The organism is Paenibacillus xylanexedens (assembly GCF_007676705.1).
GTDB lineage: Bacteria > Bacillota > Bacilli > Paenibacillales > Paenibacillaceae > Paenibacillus > Paenibacillus xylanexedens_C.
In genome coordinates, this window is sequence record NZ_VEBF01000004.1 from 93,872 (window position 1) to 112,738 (window position 18,867).

General features: G+C 45.6%; 19 protein-coding genes. 11 read left to right on the plus strand and 8 right to left on the minus strand.

Annotation, left to right across the window (positions count from 1 at the left end):
* The first annotated feature begins 61 nt into the window (after positions 1-61).
* From FS628_RS21790 to rarD, 4 genes are all read left to right on the plus strand, one after another.
* Positions 62-535 carry an HIT family protein gene (locus FS628_RS21790; protein ID WP_145325098.1) on the plus strand — a complete coding sequence of 158 codons (474 nt, stop codon included), beginning with the start codon at positions 62-64 and terminating at the stop codon, positions 533-535.
* Positions 536-798: 263 nt separating this feature from the next.
* A complete protein-coding gene (locus FS628_RS21795) occupies positions 799-1,683 on the plus strand; it encodes an AraC family transcriptional regulator (RefSeq protein ID WP_145325099.1) in 885 nt (294 codons plus the stop codon).
* Between the two features lie 175 nt (positions 1,684-1,858).
* On the plus strand, positions 1,859-2,449 hold the full coding sequence (locus FS628_RS21800; RefSeq protein WP_222125271.1) for a hypothetical protein: 591 nt from the start codon (positions 1,859-1,861) through the stop codon (positions 2,447-2,449).
* 151 nt (positions 2,450-2,600) lie between these two features.
* Positions 2,601-3,479 (plus strand): EamA family transporter RarD, encoded by an 879-nt coding sequence (gene rarD, locus FS628_RS21805; protein ID WP_145325101.1) that lies wholly within the window; start codon positions 2,601-2,603, stop codon positions 3,477-3,479.
* Positions 3,480-4,003: 524 nt separating this feature from the next.
* On the opposite strand, the gene FS628_RS21810 is transcribed toward rarD, so the two are convergent.
* The 3 genes from FS628_RS21810 to FS628_RS21820 all read right to left on the minus strand — a co-directional run bounded on the left by FS628_RS21810 (position 4,004) and on the right by FS628_RS21820 (position 6,539).
* Positions 4,004-4,471 (minus strand): hypothetical protein, encoded by a 468-nt coding sequence (locus FS628_RS21810; protein WP_145325102.1) that lies wholly within the window; start codon positions 4,469-4,471, stop codon positions 4,004-4,006.
* Between the two features lie 441 nt (positions 4,472-4,912).
* Entirely contained in the window at positions 4,913-5,962 is a 1,050-nt protein-coding gene (locus tag FS628_RS21815) for a glycosyl hydrolase 53 family protein (RefSeq protein WP_145325103.1), read from the minus strand.
* Between the two features lie 349 nt (positions 5,963-6,311).
* Entirely contained in the window at positions 6,312-6,539 is a 228-nt protein-coding gene (locus FS628_RS21820; protein ID WP_145325104.1) for a hypothetical protein, read from the minus strand.
* 249 nt (positions 6,540-6,788) lie between these two features.
* On the opposite strand from FS628_RS21820, the gene ppk1 reads away from it, so the two are divergent.
* Positions 6,789-8,870, plus strand: a complete 2,082-nt coding sequence (ppk1, locus tag FS628_RS21825) for a polyphosphate kinase 1 (RefSeq protein ID WP_145325105.1) — start codon at positions 6,789-6,791, stop codon at positions 8,868-8,870.
* Here ppk1 and FS628_RS21830 read toward each other — a convergent pair.
* Together FS628_RS21830 and FS628_RS21835 are read right to left on the minus strand one after the other, a co-directional pair.
* Positions 8,830-10,356 (minus strand): Ppx/GppA phosphatase family protein, encoded by a 1,527-nt coding sequence (locus FS628_RS21830; RefSeq protein ID WP_186327917.1) that lies wholly within the window; start codon positions 10,354-10,356, stop codon positions 8,830-8,832. The genes ppk1 and FS628_RS21830 overlap by 41 nt on opposite strands.
* A 26-nt stretch (positions 10,357-10,382) precedes the next feature.
* The gene (locus FS628_RS21835) at positions 10,383-10,637 is read right to left on the minus strand and encodes a hypothetical protein (protein WP_062837940.1); all 255 of its coding nucleotides are present in this window, start codon (positions 10,635-10,637) and stop codon (positions 10,383-10,385) included.
* A gap of 237 nt (positions 10,638-10,874) precedes the next feature.
* On the opposite strand from FS628_RS21835, the gene FS628_RS21840 reads away from it, so the two are divergent.
* The gene (locus FS628_RS21840) at positions 10,875-11,534 is read left to right on the plus strand and encodes a YheC/YheD family protein (protein ID WP_145325107.1); all 660 of its coding nucleotides are present in this window, start codon (positions 10,875-10,877) and stop codon (positions 11,532-11,534) included.
* A 356-nt stretch (positions 11,535-11,890) separates the two neighbouring features.
* On the plus strand, positions 11,891-12,034 hold the full coding sequence (locus FS628_RS21845; RefSeq protein WP_017692430.1) for a sporulation histidine kinase inhibitor Sda: 144 nt from the start codon (positions 11,891-11,893) through the stop codon (positions 12,032-12,034).
* Positions 12,035-12,055: 21 nt separating this feature from the next.
* Here the strand turns inward: FS628_RS21845 and FS628_RS21850 are convergent, their stop codons facing one another.
* Both FS628_RS21850 and FS628_RS21855 read right to left on the minus strand, forming a co-directional pair.
* Positions 12,056-12,307, minus strand: a complete 252-nt coding sequence (locus tag FS628_RS21850) for a hypothetical protein (RefSeq protein WP_145325108.1) — start codon at positions 12,305-12,307, stop codon at positions 12,056-12,058.
* A 76-nt stretch (positions 12,308-12,383) separates the two neighbouring features.
* Positions 12,384-13,358, minus strand: coding sequence for an NAD(P)/FAD-dependent oxidoreductase (locus FS628_RS21855; protein ID WP_222125272.1), 975 nt, complete (start codon positions 13,356-13,358; stop codon positions 12,384-12,386).
* A gap of 551 nt (positions 13,359-13,909) precedes the next feature.
* Between FS628_RS21855 and FS628_RS21860 the strand changes: the two genes are divergently transcribed.
* On the plus strand, positions 13,910-15,103 hold the full coding sequence (locus tag FS628_RS21860; protein WP_145325110.1) for an NAD(P)/FAD-dependent oxidoreductase: 1,194 nt from the start codon (positions 13,910-13,912) through the stop codon (positions 15,101-15,103).
* A complete protein-coding gene (locus tag FS628_RS21865) occupies positions 15,100-15,351 on the plus strand; it encodes a hypothetical protein (RefSeq protein WP_145325111.1) in 252 nt (83 codons plus the stop codon). The genes FS628_RS21860 and FS628_RS21865 overlap by 4 nt, the downstream gene beginning before the upstream one ends.
* Positions 15,352-15,621: 270 nt before the next feature.
* Here FS628_RS21865 and hemQ read toward each other — a convergent pair whose 3' ends face one another.
* Positions 15,622-16,368 carry a hydrogen peroxide-dependent heme synthase gene (hemQ, locus tag FS628_RS21870; protein ID WP_145325112.1) on the minus strand — a complete coding sequence of 249 codons (747 nt, stop codon included), beginning with the start codon at positions 16,366-16,368 and terminating at the stop codon, positions 15,622-15,624.
* Between the two features lie 228 nt (positions 16,369-16,596).
* On the opposite strand from hemQ, the gene FS628_RS21875 reads away from it, so the two are divergent.
* Both FS628_RS21875 and FS628_RS21880 read left to right on the plus strand, forming a co-directional pair.
* Positions 16,597-16,890 (plus strand): YuiB family protein, encoded by a 294-nt coding sequence (locus FS628_RS21875; protein WP_145325113.1) that lies wholly within the window; start codon positions 16,597-16,599, stop codon positions 16,888-16,890.
* Between the two features lie 386 nt (positions 16,891-17,276).
* A complete protein-coding gene (locus tag FS628_RS21880; RefSeq protein ID WP_091037865.1) occupies positions 17,277-18,812 on the plus strand; it encodes a helicase DnaB in 1,536 nt (511 codons plus the stop codon).
* Positions 18,813-18,867 lie beyond the last annotated feature (55 nt).

Sequence of the window (18,867 nt, forward strand, 5' to 3'; positions counted from 1 at the left end):
GATATCCAATTGGGATCTAAAAAGTAATATAAAATCTGCAATAAGGAGTTGAATGAGAAAAATGACAGCATCATTTTCACATAAGCCCGAAGGATACGAATGTCCATTTTGTTGTATATGGGGGATCGAACGATCTGATGAGGGAACAAAACAAAGAGATATCATCTATCAGAATGAAAAGGTAACGGCATTTATAGCGGGCAAATGGTGGCCAAATAATAAAGGGCATGTTCTCGTTGTCCCTAATCAGCATTTCGAGAATATCTTTGAACTCCCAGCGGATTACGCTGTTGAAATTCACCGCGCGGCTCAGCTTACAGCATTTGCGATGAAAGGTACATATGGATGTGACGGGATTTCTACGCGGCAACACAATGAGCCTGCTGGCAATCAAGACGTGTGGCATTATCATCTTCATGTTTACCCTAGATATGTGAATGATCAACTTTATCTGTCCAAGGGTTTTCCGTCCGATCCAGATGAACGCGCTTTGTATGCTGATAAGTTGCGTTCTTGGATAAAGGAAAATATATAAGGTTCAGAGGACGCAACTGATAATCCCATTATATAGCTATTCAGTAACAAACCATCTTTGGGAAAGCTTAATATGTAAAAAAGAATAAGTAACAGACTGATTTTTCAAAAATGGAAAAAGAAATACGGTACTTAAAAAGGATAAGCCAACGGACTGGGGAGTTACGACATAAACTTTTCGACGGTTACGAAACTTAATTGCGCACAAATAGTTGCGATACGAAAACCTAACGAAACTATACTTTTGTTAAGAGGAGGGATCAGATGGATTGGCTTATGAGAATGAATCGGGCATTGGATTACATTGAGATGAATCTAGTTGGCGAGATCGAATTGAAGGAAATTGCTCAATGTGCTTATTGTTCTTCGCATCAGTTTCAGAGAATGTTCTCGTTCATTACCAATGTTTCACTTTCGGAATATATACGAAGAAGACGGCTTACTCTCGCTGCAATTGAATTGCAGAATAGTGATAGGAGAGTTGTTGATATTGCCATAAAGTATGGGTATGAATCACCGGTTTCATTCGCAAGAGCTTTTCAATCGTTGCATGGTGTTAATCCAGCGATGGCTCGTGAAGAAGGGACTTCCCTCAAAGCCTATCCTCGGATTTCCTTCCTTATTTCGATAAAAGGGGAAGAGCCTATGAACTATCGAATCGAAACAAAAGAAAGCTTCGAAATATTTGGAATCGAGAAAGTGTTTCAATTAAACGGAACAGAGACTCCGGCAGAGCTATGGAAGCAAAGCCACGAAAACGGTGAAGTTGAAAGACTTGCTACAAATGCTGGTGATTTACCAGACTCGTTGAATCGGAATTATCATAAAGTACATGCTGTGTGCAGCTACAAAAAAACTGGAGAGGATACTTTCCCATACATGTTGTGTACATTTAAAGGTGAAACAAGTAAAGCCGATGGTTACACAAGTATAACGATACCAGCACACACGTGGGCGATCTTTTCATCTGATCCCTTTACATGGGATAAATTCGATGAAACCATTGAAACCTTATATAGACGCTTCTTTTCTGAATGGCTTCCTACTACTGGATATGAACAGGTAGACGGAATGGAGTTCGAAATTACTGGAGGTAAAGATGGATTGAATTTTGTCGAGCTATGGTTTGCTGTAAGAAAAATATCTTAGTTTTATTTTTTTGAAATTATTGATTGTTTCGAAATAATAACTGAATAAATGTAAAGGGAGTAAGCAACCGTGTCCGATCGGTTGCTTCTTTATTCATCTAAAGGACAGATAGTGCAACATTTTATCTGTTGAAAAGGTCAATAAAGATGTACGAAAATAAGGTCATGAGAAGAAGGTGGAAAAATTGAAACTTCGTATACTCACGTTAATATTATTATTCTCTACCGTGTTCTTTATATCAAATGTACAAGATGTTAAAGCTCTGTCATGTGCTGAATCGGGAAGTCCCCAAGAAGAGTTAGAAAGAAATACTGGAGCTGTTTATGGTGAAGTAAAGCAAATAAAGGTCGACTTAAAGCAAGAGGGGTTTACGGGCACAAAAGAGAAATTCAGATATATTTTAGTGGAAGTTGAGAGGAGTTGGAATACCGAAGTTGACTCTCAAATCCTTGTCGCAACTAACTATACTTGGGGGTTTGATTTCAAGGAAGGCAAAAAATACTTAATATACTTTAGTGAAGCGAATGGCGAGTTAAGCAGTAGTCCGTGCAGTGTGACCATCGAAATGAATAATCTTAATCAAGCAACTGAACTATTCGGAGAAGGATTTGCACCAAAACAACAAGTGAATTTAGAACACAAGATGTGGTTTATGTTTGAGCAAGATATTGATTTGTATATCGTAGGTGCAATCATATTTATAATTTTGGCGATTTTTGTCTTCATCATGATCATGAGACTAAGAAAGAAAAAGGGCAAAGTGTAATCTCGATACGCTAACGGGAAAATTCTGCTTAGAGACAAAGTCGGTTGCACAAGAGCTTGGCTTCCTGCATGACATATTACCCCCTTTACTTAAACGAGGATCGAGGCGTATAATCCGTTGAGACATCAGAGAGTTAAGAGGGGAAATGGTTATGAACAATGGATTAATCAACGCGATCATTGCGTATATCATGTGGGGGGTTCTCCCGCTGTATTGGAAGCTGTTTGAAAATGTACCAGCAGGCGAGATTCTGTCCCATCGGGTTGTCTGGTCGTTCGTCTTCATGGGTATTCTCGTTGCCGTCCAGCACCGTTGGGGTGACATGAAACGGATTGTGGCTGACCGTTCGCTCATGTTATCGCTCACAGCTAGCGGACTGCTAATTGCTATTAATTGGCTGATCTTCATCTGGGCAGTTAACAATGGTCATGTCGTTGAGACAAGCCTTGGTTATTATTTGAACCCGTTGCTGAACGTGCTACTGGCAGTTGTCTTCCTTCATGAAAAGCCAAACCGTGGGCAGTGGCTCGCGATTGCTATTGCTGGTGTTGCAGTGCTCATCATCGCTATCGACTACGGACGTTTCCCATGGGTTGCGATCTCGCTGGCTGTGTCATTTGGCTTGTACGGTCTAGCGAAGAAGAAGATTAAGCAAGACGCTTCTGTGGGCTTATTTTCGGAGACAGCTGTAGTTCTGCCCATCGCACTCGGCTACTGGATCTACTTGGCCATCGTGGGAAAAGCAACAGCATGGACGCTGCCTGCGCCGATGTTCTTCGAATTGCTTCTATCTGGCGTGGTGACGGCGCTGCCGCTGCTTTTCTTTGCACGGGCGGCTGCCCGGATGTCGTTGTCCACGCTTGGCTTCGTGCAATACATTGGGCCGACGATCATGCTGATCCTGAGCGTGTTCGTGTTCAAGGAAACAGTCTCGCCAGTTCTGCTCGTTGGTTTCGCGCTGATCTGGACAGCGCTCATCGTATACGCGACCGCATCGATGCGTGCCACGAGACTGGCTAAGACAAGCTGAACAGAGGGATCTGGTATCGTTATAAATGCCCTGCCCGCCGATGAGGTGGACAGGGCCATTTTTACGTTTATGAAGAAAAGATAAGATAACCCAGCAAAATGAAGAAGGCATAAGATCAATGGAGTGGTAAAATACAGGAGTAATAATCAAAAAGTAGTAATAAGAAAACGAGGAGGCAACAGATAGATGATGGTTAGTAACCGTTACCGTAAACGTGATCCATTCTTTGTAAAGAATGCTGTAGTTCAGATACTATTTCAGTTTGCAGTTTCAGCGATAATCGGTATTATATATGGATTTATGATGGTCAACGAGACGATAGGTAGATTTTTTAATGAAAGATTACCGAGCACTAATGGTCCGGATCTTCATTTATATCTGCCCATCGTGGTTACGGTGTTCATCTACTCGTGCTTTATTCAGAAGAAACAACGGATTCTACTTGAAAAAATCTCATTTAGTTGTCTCCATATTTTTGTTGCCCTAATAAGCTGTTTTTCTTCAGTTATCGTGTTATTGATAATCTAATCAGATTCTGCCGTTTCTACACCTTCAGCCCCATCAACTGCATCAACCATACCGACAGCGAGTGTTGTTACGGCAGCAGCAGCTAGAAGGTGTTTGGCGCCAAGCTTGGCACGCTCCATATCATCTTCTTTCATACCTACGACAACATCTTTACCGCTGTTATACACATATTTGGCTGATATCGCTACACCTTTTGCAGTATTAGTCACGGCACCTCCAATATCGGCAAGCCCGGCGTCTAAGGCTGCATCATCTTTTCGGATCGCACCACTTGCCAGATCATATGTCCCGCTAGCCAGTTGTCCAACGGTTTTGCCTGTATTAATCGTAGCTTTTTCTACGCCGTTCCCAATTTCTTTGATAAAGGGACTTCCCGCAATCTCACCGACAACCCTCACACTGCCGCCTAGTACTTTCCCGGTAACTTCTCCAGCCAATTGGCCCATCCCTTTTAAAAAACTCATCCATATTCCCCCGCTCTTGAAATAAGCTAACCGATGTTCTTCATGATTTATTTTATTATATTCATATGTAAGCGAAAAAACCATTCTGCATTCAGCCTGCTTCATAAGAACAATCCGCCCCCGAAATGCCCAGCATGGTGCGCCCTCACGCTACGTATAACTCGCCAACGTAAAAAAGGCGCTCCCCCCACCGGGAACAGCGCCTTCCGCATTTCGTTACCCTAATAACTTGCCTACACACGGTTTTAGAAATGTCTCATAGAGCAGTAACGTAGTGGAGGGGGCGGAATCGATTCTGAAGAAGCGGAGCGGTCGCCTTTATCCCCGGATTTTCCCCTTATCAGGGGAATTCATAAAATCTGGGGATAACAGCGATCATAAGAACGATCCGCCACCGGAACGCCCACCACGCGCCCACCAATACACTTCTACCCACCGTACCTAGTCAATAAATCCTTCCATGACCACCGTTGGCATCATGTTCGATTGCCATGCACCTTTGCCATAGCCGCTGTTGTATCCTGGTGTAGCCTGAGGCTCCCAGTAAAATACGCCTTTGCCTTTGCCATTCGGCAGATTGCGGATTTGGTTTTTCATCGCCGCCACAAAACTTTTACCAGCCGCAGCCTGGTTATTGTCCATGCCGATTTCGGAAATGATGATCTCTTTGCCATAACGGTTGATCATATCCTTGGCATTGTTTACCGTATTCGTCACAGCGGTGTTCCAGCCGGAAGCCGAAGGGTAGAGGGACATGGCAATCATGTCAAAGTTAGCTCCGTTATTGATCAGGCCTCCAATATTCCATACATAGAGGGCGTTATCATCTCCACCTGCCAGATGCACAATGGTTTTGGTGCCGCTGCTCAGGGATTTCACTGCATTATGGCCTGTGTTTACCAGCCACGCATAGTTTTTCATGTTGGTAGATGCTTTGCCATCTTCCCATAACATGCCGTTGCTTGTTTCATTCCCGATCTGTACCCAGTCCGGGGTAACGCCTTTGCTTTGCATCGTAGTCATGACATCACGTGTGTGATTCCACACCGCATCCATGAGCTGTTGGAAGGTGTAGTTTTTCCAGGCAGCTGGTTTGGTCTGTTGACCCGGGTCTGCCCAGGAATCGCTGTAGTGCAGGGTGAGCATTACGCTCATACCGGCATTCTTGGCACGTTGTGCGAGGGCAGCCGCACGATCCTTATTCATGTAACCGTTCCCATAATCATTCGAAGGATTAACGAATACCCGAATACGAACGGAGTTAATTTGATAGTCCTTTTTCAAAATATCAATGATATCACGCTGTACCCCGTTTTTATCTTTCCATTTGTAGCCTTGGGCTTCCATTCCGGGAACCCAGCTGATGTCGGCTCCTTTGGCGAAACTCGGTGCTGCGCTGGCATGCTGACCTGCGGGCAGCATAATGGAGGTGAATAACAAAACAAAAGCCAGCATGATGGATGTCTTGAAACCCCTTACATTTTTGAACATTACAAGATGCCTCCTCGGATTTAGGTTGAGTTGCCTCCTAATTATAGCCATCCTGGTTTACTCAACTAAAGGGTCTATTTCCAATATTTTGGCTGTTTTTTCAACCTCTCTACAAAAAAAAGACAAAACAAAAAGCCGTCCGAAGACGGCTTTTCTACCCGTGGCGCTTTTTAAAACATTGATCCGTATCCCGCGCCTCCACCAGACTCATTTTATTTTGAGCTAGTGGATCGGGTAAGGGACACGTTCAACATGTGATTAGAAATGTTGACGCACCTCCTTTCCTTGTGGCAAGAGTATACAACACCTGGTTTCGGAAAGCTAGTCTTTTTTACGTATTTACGCAAAATTATTTTTCGGTCTGGAACATCGTTATATCTCTTGCATAGTGACTCTTCGTTCCGTCATTGTTTCGAATGCGTACGCTGTCTTCACTGATCCGCTCGACAATGCCGCTACCTACTTCACAGTAGACGCCAGCCGGGTCTTCCTGCCATGCGCTTACGATACATTGAGAGAGTGCAGCCGTGAAAAACTCTATATTTTTTTGTAATGTTCTAGGTTTGTTCGATTTCATTATATACTCCTTTAGACACTGATATTTGGAAATGATAACAAGCAACCGGACCAAATCACACTGTACATCACTTTACTCTGTCTATTGCTCTTTGTAAAGGGATGGAAAAAGTTGCGCCCATAAGGTATCATTTACATAAATTTTACGTAGCGTTTACACTGCGCTGACGCTTGATGTTGATTACGAATAGTACAATTATATGAGAACTTCTAACCAAGAATAGATATGCAACACATTCGGAGGCCATACATGCATAGAGACGTCAAAACAGGTAACTACGTTAATCGCGATTTGAGTTGGGTTGAATTTAATCGGCGCGTACTTCAAGAGGCCCAGGATCCAACGACACCCCTGCTGGAACGCATGAGATTTCTCGGTATTGTCGCCAGTAATCTGGACGAGTTCGTCAGTGTAAGAGTGGCGGAGACCAAAGAGAAGATCAAGGCCGGATTTACACAAAAGGATTTTACAGGGTATACGCCTTCGGGATTGTACCGCAGATTGATCAAACGAACCGGGACCATGGTCGCCGAACAGTATAAAACGTATCGTGAACTTATTCGTCTACTCGCCAAGAAAGGCATAAACATTCAGGAATATACCGATCTTAATGTGACACAGCAGCGCGCAATGGATCAGTACTTCCATGAGATTATTTTCCCGGTACTCACACCGATGGCGATAGACCAGAGTCGTCCGTTCCCACTGGTACACAACAAGTCTGTCTATCTGTCCGTGATGCTGCAGAAAGAAGGGGAGCAAGAGGGCGATCCGTTTATGGCTATTGTTCAGGTACCTTCCAATCTGCCGCGTGTGGTTCAAGCTCCCATTCGGGCGAATAGCAAAAAGAAAACGTTCATACTGATTGAAGACCTGATCAAACATCATATTCATACGCTCTTCAGCGGATATATCTCGCTTGCTGCACAGGAATTCCGGGTGACCCGCAACGCGGATCTGTTCATTAATGAAGAAGAAGCGGAAGATCTGCTTGAGGCGATTGAGAAAGAATTGCGACGTAGACGCCGTGGGGCTCCTGTACGACTGGAAGTCTGCAAGGACTTTCGTTCGGATGCTTTGCTCGAATTGCAGGATGAATTCGATATTCAAGACCCGGTGTACGAGATCGATGGACCACTTGATCTGAGTTTTTTGGCTGGATTCGTAGATAGTCTGGAAGGCTTCTCGCATCTGAAATACAGTCCGGTGAAACCCGTCTATCCACTGGAGTTCCTGCCCAGAGAAAGTCATTTCGAGCTGCTGCGCAGACGGGATGTATTGGTGCATCACCCGTATGAATCGTTTGAACCGGTCACCGATTTCATATTGGAGGCTTCGGAAGATCCAAGAGTGCTGGCCATCAAGATGACATTATATCGCGTCAACGGCGATTCACGCCTTATTCCGGCACTTGCACTGGCTGCTGAAAGTGGTAAGCAGGTCACGGTTGTGGTGGAACTAAAAGCCCGGTTCGATGAAGAGCGCAACATTGCGTGGGCTCGTAAGTTGGAGAAGGCCGGTTGTCACGTGGTATATGGACTGGTTGGACTGAAGACCCATGCCAAAATCATTCTTGTCGTCCGCAGGGAACAGCAGGGATTGAGACGTTATGTTCATGTAGGAACAGGTAATTATAATGAGAGTACAGCCAAAGTGTATACGGACGTGGGACTGTTCACCTCCAATCCGGTTATTGGAGAAGATGCATCCGAATTATTCAATGAGATTACCGGATATTCCGGTCCGAAGGCATTGCAGGCGTTCCACGTCGCTCCGGATGGTATGAAGGATGAATTGTTCGCACTGATTCGTCGTGAGACAGAGCATGCGCTGAAAGGCAAACCTTCCAGAATCATTGCCAAGATTAACTCCTTATCCCATCAGGATATAATTGATGAATTGTACGAGGCTTCTCAGGCTGGAGTGCAGATCGATCTGATCGTGCGCGGCGTATGCTGTCTGCGTCCAGGGGTGGAGGGACTCAGTGAGAATATTCGGGTCATTAGCATTGTGGATCGCTTCCTGGAGCATTCGCGGTTGTTTTATTTTGAAAACAGCGGCAACCCCGATGTATTCATCTCCAGTGCAGACTGGATGACACGTAACCTGAATCGAAGAATTGAACTGATGTGTCCCGTATTCGATCCAGAGTTGAAGAAGATGCTGGTGGATATTCTTAATCTGTCGCTTATGGATAATGTCAAAGCCAGAGAACTTATGCCTGGTGGCAATTATGTGTTTGTAGAAAATGAAAAGCCCCCGCTGAGAAGTCAGACGGAGGCCATGGGTATTATCCCTTGGAAGCCTGCTGAATGGAGTGCGTTAACTTAACTCCCCAGGCTTCCTGTAAATCCTTGACGGCCTCTTCCAGGCCTTCAAGTTCCAGTAACGGCTCAGCTGTACAGGTGAATTGCACCTGCAGCGAGTCGTTTTCTTTTTTTGCTTCGATTGCAGCGATGCTCTCGGATCGATTGATGGCTTCGGCTACGCGCAGCAGAGAGCCTATACGATGAGCATGTCGCTCATCCGAGTTTTTCAGAATGTCCCGGTGCTTATTCAGCAGCTGAGGCGTTCTTTTTTTGGGATGATAATCGGCTGCACTGGCACTGAGAATGGTCTCCCGATGAGAGAGCCCATAGATGCTGGCGTTCATGATCCAATAGGCCGAGTGTTGCGCATAACGGAAATAGTTAATCTGCTTACCAGCCATATGCAGCATGGAGGACGCATACAGGATTCGGGCATCTGCTTGATCAGGCGCAGAGCCTTGTAGTGCCGTATACAGGGTAACCGAATCCTGATGAATCCGTTGCAGACGTTTCTCTGGAATAGGCGGACCAAAATGGATAAAGTTGCGGATGCTGTCCTTCAGCGCGTCCGGAACGACCGGCTGACCTCCAGCCATGTAATCTCGCAACAACCCGTCTCGTAAACCCGCACCACTAACCACATAACGATCTCCCTTTATTAACCGAAAGACTGTTCTCAGGATCAATACGCCCGGTACAATGATATCTGCGCGATCTTTGGCGAGCCCGGGGACCTTTTTGCGCTGTGCGGAGGTGAGATGTGGCAAGGACCGAGCGATGTTCTCCATCGCTTCTTCACCGATCTCATAATGATGGGTGACAGGCAGAGAATACTGGATTCGCTTCTGTTCCACTTTGGCGAGTGTACGCATCGTGCCGCCAAGTCCGATGAGTGGCAGGCCAGGATGCTCACGAATCCAATCCTGTCCACGGAGAGCTAGAATGACTTCGTTACACAGTGCATTCGCATTCTCCTCGGTCCACTGATCTTCGCCTCCGTAACGGGCATGTGAATTCACTGCACCAATAGGGAGGGATATGCTATGTAACCTTTTCCGATCCCGAAAGACCGTAATCTCCGTGCTACCGCCTCCAATATCCACAACGTAACCGTCGGCCAGATCAATGGATTGAGTAACTCCTAGGAAACCATAGTAGGCCTCCCGATCTCCAGATACACATTCAATGGTAAGCCCTGTCTCTGTCTCCAGCCATTCGATAATCTGCAGGACATTGCTTGCATTGCGAATAGCTGCCGTAGCTGCTGCACGGATCAATTTGGTCTGATACGCTTCACAGGTCGCTTTGAATTGACGCAAGATGGTGATGGCTTTATCCAGAGAATGGCGCAGAATGGTTCCATCCGGCTCAACAACGCTGCTCAGACGAGCGGCGAATTTGTCTTCATGAATAATGCGATAGGCTTCATCCTGATCCAGTTCATATATAACTAGACGAATGGAGTTCGAACCGATATCAATAATCCCTAAAGTTTCATTATGTGTCATAAGCATCTCCTTCTACAGAGGTTCAACTACCCGAAGTGAAGCAGGGCAGCCATGGCTTCCGGTGAACCCGGCGGTGTGGCAGAGAAGGGCGTAGTGAGCATAACAACGATGATAAAGACGATGAAACAGGCAAATATAAGACAACTCACGGCAAAGCCGCGATTGCGCTTTTGAATAAACAGTCGGATACCTGTAACAAAGAGAAGTACCGTGACGGCTACCAGAACGATCGACATTGCAAAATAGGCTACGCCATACAGTGATTTAAAAAATGCTTCCATTTCTTCTAAACGCTCCTTAGATCCTCATATTTAAGCCCTTCCAAGCCATTCCTTAGTAGCATACGACAGATTGATTGGTTTGAAAAGCAAACCGGGCGCTTGTTCCCGTTTCCGCCATGATCATGGGACAAGTTTCATGGAAAAGGGGCCCCTGCCGTGGACAGACATCCAAGAAAGCAAGGCTTCTGTTGAGTATGTATAAGGAAGGACTATTGTTTCAAGGAAGGAGATCAACCCATGTCGAGACAGCTTGCAAGCAAATGGCGGAAGACAGCTGCACTGATGAAATACCCGGTAGCTGCTGTCCATATCCCACAGACCAAGGCATTCAACTCGGGGAATCTGCTGCACATGCTTAGTCGTTATGGAATGGTGTATATCAAACCGATTGTAGGTGGCGGAGGTTACGGTGTCATCCGGGTATCGGCGAGCGGAGGAGCTTATCGATACACGCATATGAAAACGACCCGTTCTTTCGCAAGTTTTAGCCAGATGTACCGCTCTCTGGTACGTGTGAAGGCAAGACGCAGGTACTTGATCCAGCAAGGCATTCATTTGGCAACGATTCAAGGAAGACCTGTCGATTACAGAGTCAAAGTCGTCAAGACCGAAAGAGGCTGGGTATTCCGTTCCTTGGTAGGACGACTCGCTCGCCCAGGACTTTGTGTAACGAATCTGAGCAAGGGTGGCACCATGCTCTCGGGAAGGAGAGCACTTGGTATGTCCCTGCCACATATATCCGGTCGGCACAAACGCCGGGAGATGCGCTCCCTTACACTGACATGCACGTACATTATGGAGAGCCAGTTCCCGGGTGTAGGACAGCTTGGATTTGATTATGGACTGGATTATTCAGGCAAGATCTGGATTCTGGAAGTGAATACCAGACCTCAATAGAAAATCGATGGAAAACATTAAGAAAATTCAAGAAAAACCGATAATATATAGAAGAAAACAGTTTGAAAAACGTTTGAAATTTTACATTACTGGGTAATTTACTCGCAACAAGTCTTGAAACTATGAATTTATTCCAAAAAAAATACGCTCATAAACGTTCTGATGGTAGTACATCTCCCCCTGTGCATAAATATTGTCCACACTATACACGTTGATTACTCAACATTTTTACCAATTATCAACAAACTATGCACAGGATTTCCACAAATCGTTGTGGATAACAAGAACGCTTGTTCTCTATATGAATCTCTGATATGATAGTTTTGAGGAAAAAAAAGGAAAGGTTGTGGCGGGAAATGGCTATGTTATCCGATGAGATGTTGTTGGATTCCTACCATAAAGCGATTGAGTTGAATCTCGAACGAGATTTCATCGCACTGCTGTTGGCAGAAATCCATAAGCGCAAACTGGGTACCGACGTATCTGCCATTCTTCACTAGAGATCCTCATTGCAGGCAATGTTACAGGTTTCCGGACAAGTCCCATAGTGAGACAGGCCATAGCGTGCTCTTCTGACAATGGTGACAGTACATCACATGATTGCAAACGTTTTCGGCTTCGTCTGCCGTGTCAGAGGAAGTTTGGAGTGCGTAGGGGCTGTATGGTCCGGTGTAATCATCCAATTTGCCGCATTCTAACAGTCCCTGAAGGCAGTGGGGGCAAGCCTGCTCCGGTACAACCAGACCGTTACACAGCGGGCATATATAAGACAAGGGTATCCCTCCTGATATGGATTCACTCAGGAGTAAGATACCCTTTTTTGTATCAATTATGTTATTTCATCGAAAACTAGCGTTTCATGTTGCTGCTGTGTCCTGGGGACAACTTGGCATCCGGATCGAAGTATACTTTCGCATTGTTGACTGCTGTTGGAGCTTCACCAAATCCGACAGCGATCAGCTTCAGTTTACCTGGGTATGTTGTGATATCTCCGGCAGCGAAGATCCCTGGAATAGACGTTTCCATGCGGGAATCAACGACAATGGAGTTGCTGTCAATTTCGATTCCCCATTCGGCAATAGGTCCGAGAGAAGAGACGAATCCAAAGTTAACAATCACGTCATCCACTTCGATTTCCTGTGTTTCTTTGGTTTTCACATGGGAGAGGGTTACTTTGGTAATCGTGTCATCTCCGTGAAGTTCCGTGATTTCGGTCGGTGTAACGACATTAACCTTGGAATTCATCAGGTTTTCGACACTATGCTCATGTGCACGGAACTTGTCCCGGCGATGGATCAGCGTTACTTGCTCAGCGATTGGCTCCAGCATGAGTGCCCAGTCTACAGCGGAGTCACCACCGCCACTGATCAGTACCTTTTTGCCAGCGAAGGCATTCAGATCACTGATGAAGTAGTGCAGGTTGCTCTTCTCGAACTTGGCAGCCCCTTCAAGCTCCAGGCGACGTGGTTCGAATGCACCTACACCAGCTGTAATAATAACAGCTTTGGCATGATATTCATTCTCATCCGTCTTCACGACGAAATGTTGTTCTTCCTTTTTCTCAACCGATACAACCTTTTCTTCAAGGCGGATGTTCGGGTTAAAATGACTCATTTGCTCAACCAGGTTATTCACCAGTTCCTGAGCCGTTACTTTCGGGAATCCGGCTACATCATAGATGTATTTCTCCGGGTAAAGAGCGGCAAGCTGTCCGCCAAGCTGTGGCATACTTTCAACCAGTGTAACGGATGCCTGACGCATCCCACCGTAAAACGCGGCGAACAGACCCGCAGGGCCTCCACCGATAATAAGTAAATCAGTCATATCATGACTGGAATTTTGTGCAGTCAAGAATCAACAACACCTTTCATATTTTAATAGGTAGTTAACAGAAAGAATGTGCAGGCTACGTATCGTAACCGGCATTGGTGCTGAACTGTCTTTCCTATTATAAACGGTGTACTCAGGGTTGCAAAGTTAGCTGCATCACGAATCAGAGAATAATTGATGAAGATCAGATGAGAATAGGATGAAATTGGAAATGAAAGGTTATGAAAAATAACAAAAAAAACCTTGATCTTTACCAGAAATACAGATATCCTTGACCTGTACTATGTGTTTTTTTGTCTAATTTAGAGTCAATATGTAATGTGAAGACAACTCCCGTGTTTTGTGAAAACTTGTGGTTAATTTCACAACTAGAAACGATAACTTGCGTGCAAACGAATCAATTTTGATGCAAACGTTTAAATAAATTCGCGAAGTTAACATTTGTCGTCATAATGGGCAAGACCTCATCAATATTTGTAAGTATGTGCATTTTGCATCTCACCCAAGATCGGGATGATGCAAGTGAAACCGGAAGGGGTATAGACATGAGCAGTATTCCCAAAATCGTCATCCTCGGCGCGGGCTATGGCGGGATTCTGACAGCCCAGCGGCTGCAGAAGGAATTGAACTATAACGAGGCCGACGTCACATTGGTGAACCGGCATGATTATCATTATATTACTACACATCTACATATGCCGGCAGCTGGCACGGATACCATTGAGCATGCAAGAGTTCCCATTTCCAAGCTGATTGATGAGTTCAAGATTGATCTGGTTAAGTCTTCTGTGAAGGAGATTCGTCTGCAGGATCGGAAGATTATTCTGGAGGACGGCACGTTATCGTATGATTATCTGATTATTGGACTAGGCGGCGAACCCGAGACCTTCGGTATCCCGGGTATGCTCGATCACGCCATGACAATCCGCAGCATTAACTCGGTCAGACTGATTCGGGAACACATTGAATATCAATTTGCGATGTACAAAAACGACAACAAACGAAATCGTATTCGGTTTGTCGTAGGTGGAGCTGGTTTTAGTGGTGTTGAATTCGTAGCTGAGCTTGCAGATCGCATTCCACAGCTGTGCAAGGAGTTCGACGTGAATCCCAAGCATGTGCACATCTACAATGTAGAGGCAGCGCCTTCAGCTTTGCCTGGATTTGATCCGGAACTGGTAGAGCATGCGATGAACGTGCTGAAGAAGAAGGGCGTTACTTTCAAAATTGGTGTTCCAATCAAGCAATGTCTCCCGGACGGGGTTATTGTAGGTGAGGGTGAAAAGCTTGATGCTGCTACAGTCGTATGGACCGGCGGTATTCGAGGCAACTCACTGCTTGAACAGGCAGGCCTTGAAGTGATGCGGGGACGTGTGAAGGTAGATGAGTATCTGCGTGCGCCTGGACATGAGCATGTCTATGTCATCGGTGACAATTCACTAGTCTTCAACCAGGAAGGGCGTCCATATCCGCCAACAGCACAGATTGCGATGCAGCAGGGCGTGAACTGTGCCAAGAACGTCGTGGCATCCATTCGCAAGAAACAGCCACAACCTTTTGTATTTACGAGCAAGGGTACGGTTGCTTCATTGGGTAAAGGTGAAGCCATTGCTGTTGTAGGCGGCAAGAAATACAAGGGCTGGAAAGCGGCTCAGTTGAAGAAGCTGGTTGATCTGCGTTATTTGTTCATCATTGGTGGTATTCCGTTAGTCCTGAAGAAAGGGCGGTTTTTTGGATGAGACATTGCAGTGTTCAGGTCCGGGGACTATTAACGCGTGAGGAACTGGATCGATACAACGCCCTGATGCAGGTCGGTGGTTATCTGGAGGAACAAGATCAGTATGATCTGGCCTATATCGTGCAGAAAGAAGTGGATATTCTCATTTTGCCGGCGATTGAGCGACTTAAAGAGAAGGGTCGTGACCGTGACCGGGCCACAGCAGAGTTTCTGGAATCGCTGAAAGCGGTAGATGAGGAGCAAGATTAGAGACGATATAAGTTGAACTAAAGATGTTTACACATACACTTCAATGACAGAATAACCTTCCAATCGCTGTTATCCCCAGATTTTTTTGATTCCCTTTTTTAAAGGGAAAATCCGGTGATAGCGTATGCTTCCGATGCAGCTTTCTTTCAGAAAGCTTTTAGGCGAACGCTTCGTTTTTTAAGGTGGTAGAATATTGATACATAATAAAGCACCGCGGACAGTATCCTTTACAGGAGATGTCGCGGTGCTTTATTGTGCTTTGTGCTATTTTTACAGCTTAAGCATGTCTTCCAGTGTTCCTTCGTTCAACAGACTTCCCACATAGAACGAACCGAATTCGCCATAACGGGCGCTAACTTCATCGAAACGCATCTCATAGACGAGTTTCTTGAACTGAAGTGCATCATCCGCAAACAGTGTAACGCCCCATTCCCAGTCGTCGAAACCGACAGAGCCGGTAATGATCTGTTTCACTTTACCCGCATAGCTGCGGCCAATCATGCCGTGACTGCGCATCATGGTGCGACGCTCGTCCATGGACAGCATGTACCAGTTGTCATTCAGCTCACGCTTTTTGTTCATCGGATAGAAGCAGATGTATTGTCGTTGCGGCAGAACAGGTTTCAGACGGGCGATAATATCCGGATTCTGCATCGGGTCTTCGCCTTCTTTGGAAAGGTAGTTGCTCAGTTCCACTACACTGACGTAGGAATACGATTTGGTTGTGTATTGAGCAAACATCGTTTTGTTAAACGCGTTCTCAACAGCCTTCAGATCTTCCAGCGTTTCACGCAGGTGCATCATGACGAGGTCTGCTTTTTGACCTACAACCGTATACACGACCGTACTTCCTTTGGATGAATCCTCGACTTCTTTCCATTCTTTCCAGAATTCCTGAAGCTCGTCCAGTGCTACAGCACGCTCTTCATCATCTGCTGCTTTCCAGGCGGCCCAGTTAATCGAGCGAAAATCATGCAGGGCGTACCAGCCCTCCAGTGTTGATGCTGCTTCGTTCATTGGTTATGTTCCTCCTGCAAGGTATATTTCCAAATCCCTATAAGGGACGGGTGAGTACTTTATCGTTTACATTGTATCCCAAGATGAAGCAGAAGGGCAAATGAACAGAGCATGAATATAGGGAAATTTGTCCAGAAAGTTCGTTGCTTCGCCACATTTTTTGCGGTACACTAACTACTATCCAGAAGTGAAACCCGAATGTGTGAAAGAAGAGGTGAACGTCGCCCGATGCAATTTATACCTGTGTTGGTATTAATGGTATTATTTTTCGTTATGATGTTTGGTATCGGTTTCATTCTGAACATGTTAATGAAGACTACCTGGTTTCCTTCCTATCTGTTCATCATTGTGATTTTGCCTATCGTCGTGTACTCTCTATGGGATCAAACGTCGTCTCTGATGTCACATCTGGGTTCTTTCCAGATTGTAGACTATATGACGGGGATCGCTGGACTGGCTGGTGCGGTAATCAGTGGCTGGACGATCCAGAAGTTGCGTCTGGGTGGGTACAGAATGTTTTAGTTTGCTGGAAAGAGGTAACACGTGCATGACTGTAATCGCGTAAAAGTCTTGTCTTTGTCGTAAACGCTTACGCGTACAAAGGGAAGGCTTTTTTGCTGTTCATTGATATAAGATGAATGATTGTACAGTTGTGCTTCATATATATCTGGAGAACATTCTCTTCAGATCTTCACTTGTATTCTGCTGCCAGAGCTTTTATAGTATTCTAGCGACTCTCGACATGTTTTTTTCAAAAGTTGCTTAATTCGGCGAAAACGTGAATGATGTCGACCTAGGACGAAACGGAGCGAGAACAGGCCATCTTTTTACCTGTTTTTGAGCATTTGAGGATCAGACATTTATGATAGAATAGATAAACATACTTTTGGGGAGAAGGAGATCAGGCTATGCGCATGAAGAATCTGCACCATTATACTGAACATCATCGCTACTGCGTATACAGGGAGTTTGGACTTAGCGCCCTGGATGACCGTATGCTTACAGGAGCATATCAGCCCATGGTAGGTGCTTTTGCGGTTGGCTTGTATCGGCTGTTGTTTCAGCATCTTCCCGGTGAACAGGTCGGTTATTCGCCGCTTGAACAGCAACGGAGGCTGTTCATGACACTTGGACTGGAGCCAAGTGAGAAAGGGCGTAAATATCTGGTAGAGCAGGCGTCCAAGCTTGAAGCAGTGGGGCTGCTTCAGACTTCACGGCTATATATACCGGAAAATGATGATTACATCTACGAATATGAGCTGCAACCGCCGCTCTCTCCGGCAGAATTTTTCCGGACACAGCATTTGACACTGCTGCTTCGTGACAAAATAGGCAAATTCGCCGTCCTTTCCCTGCGTTCCGGTTTCTCGGCAGTGGAAAATGGGGACGCACCTTATCCGGCAGCCAATAAAGAGAATATTTCCGTTCCCTTTTACGATATATTTGAATTGAATACCCATGTGATTGATTACGAATTGGAGCAAGCATTGTCGGAAGTATCGACTACGGCCCAGCGGACAGGCACGAATGATGCAGCGGAAGAAAACAGTTTGAACTATGCCGACATTATTTTGCGTTTTCCGCGGGAGTCGGTTAATCGCCGTCATGTAGAGCAGCTGCGGTTCGATCACGAACAACTGGGCATTGTAAATTATGTCGTAAACAAGTTTAATCTCAGTGTGCAGGATGTATGCCGACTGCTGGACGAAGATGATATCTTCAGTCCGCAGGGCCAGCTGATTCTGGATGATCTCCAGCATAAGGCGAGCATGCAGTTCAGGCAGACGAAGAAGCGTCATGAGCAACAGACCGTCCAGGCAGCCAAAGTCGTGGCACTGAGACAGCATATGGAGGAGCCTGAACGGAAAGAGGATTCTGGTGAACCACCTGTCGAGCATGGTGTGCAGATGGAATACTACGTTGAAGTACCTCCGCAATTTATGACCAAGTGTGATATTCATCAATACAACATGATGCTGCGTAATGAGCCATATACGCGTCTGTTGCAGACGTTCTTCCCAGGTGCAGTACCGGACAATCTGATCGATATATTTGAGAAAATTGATCTGAGTTACAAGTTGCCTGGTGAAGTCATCAATGTATTGATTCATTATTTGATGGCATTGCTTGTATCCGGCGGAGAGCAGCGGATTAACCGTAACTTCGTTGAGGCAATCGCCTCCAACATGTTGCTCAAACAGGTGAACTCCTACGAGAAAGCTGTTCAATATATTCGCGACCAGGCCAAGGTCAAAGGCAAACAGGCTGCTGGTGCAGCTGGAACCCGTACCCGTACATACGGCAAAGGAACCAAAGCCAAGCCCGAAATTCCGATTGTACAAGACATAAGCACCGATGGAGATGCCGTATCCGAGGAAGAGTTCGAAGAAATGATGCGATTCGCCCAGCAGATGCAGGCGAGTAAGCAAAAAGGCACTTCTTAAATATTTGTAATAAAACCAAAAAGGCGAGTCCCCCGATTAATGGAGACTCGCCTTT

What these genes read in the sequence shown, in the direction of transcription:
- FS628_RS21820 (WP_145325104.1), bottom strand. Translation starts at nt 6,539, where the DNA reads ATGAAATCGAACAAACCTAGAACATTACAAAAAAATATAGAGTTTTTC.
- hemQ (WP_145325112.1), bottom strand. Translation starts at nt 16,368, where the DNA reads ATGAACGAAGCAGCATCAACACTGGAGGGCTGGTACGCCCTGCATGAT.
- FS628_RS21815 (WP_145325103.1), bottom strand. Translation starts at nt 5,962, where the DNA reads ATGTTCAAAAATGTAAGGGGTTTCAAGACATCCATCATGCTGGCTTTT.
- FS628_RS21875 (WP_145325113.1), top strand. Translation starts at nt 16,597, where the DNA reads ATGCAATTTATACCTGTGTTGGTATTAATGGTATTATTTTTCGTTATG.
- FS628_RS21865 (WP_145325111.1), top strand. Translation starts at nt 15,100, where the DNA reads ATGAGACATTGCAGTGTTCAGGTCCGGGGACTATTAACGCGTGAGGAA.
- ppk1 (WP_145325105.1), top strand. Translation starts at nt 6,789, where the DNA reads ATGCATAGAGACGTCAAAACAGGTAACTACGTTAATCGCGATTTGAGT.
- FS628_RS21855 (WP_222125272.1), bottom strand. Translation starts at nt 13,358, where the DNA reads ATGACTGATTTACTTATTATCGGTGGAGGCCCTGCGGGTCTGTTCGCC.
- FS628_RS21840 (WP_145325107.1), top strand. Translation starts at nt 10,875, where the DNA reads ATGTCGAGACAGCTTGCAAGCAAATGGCGGAAGACAGCTGCACTGATG.
- FS628_RS21860 (WP_145325110.1), top strand. Translation starts at nt 13,910, where the DNA reads ATGAGCAGTATTCCCAAAATCGTCATCCTCGGCGCGGGCTATGGCGGG.
- FS628_RS21795 (WP_145325099.1), top strand. Translation starts at nt 799, where the DNA reads ATGGATTGGCTTATGAGAATGAATCGGGCATTGGATTACATTGAGATG.
- FS628_RS21790 (WP_145325098.1), top strand. Translation starts at nt 62, where the DNA reads ATGACAGCATCATTTTCACATAAGCCCGAAGGATACGAATGTCCATTT.
- FS628_RS21810 (WP_145325102.1), bottom strand. Translation starts at nt 4,471, where the DNA reads ATGAGTTTTTTAAAAGGGATGGGCCAATTGGCTGGAGAAGTTACCGGG.
- FS628_RS21880 (WP_091037865.1), top strand. Translation starts at nt 17,277, where the DNA reads ATGCGCATGAAGAATCTGCACCATTATACTGAACATCATCGCTACTGC.
- FS628_RS21835 (WP_062837940.1), bottom strand. Translation starts at nt 10,637, where the DNA reads ATGGAAGCATTTTTTAAATCACTGTATGGCGTAGCCTATTTTGCAATG.
- FS628_RS21845 (WP_017692430.1), top strand. Translation starts at nt 11,891, where the DNA reads ATGGCTATGTTATCCGATGAGATGTTGTTGGATTCCTACCATAAAGCG.
- FS628_RS21830 (WP_186327917.1), bottom strand. Translation starts at nt 10,356, where the DNA reads ATGACACATAATGAAACTTTAGGGATTATTGATATCGGTTCGAACTCC.
- rarD (WP_145325101.1), top strand. Translation starts at nt 2,601, where the DNA reads ATGAACAATGGATTAATCAACGCGATCATTGCGTATATCATGTGGGGG.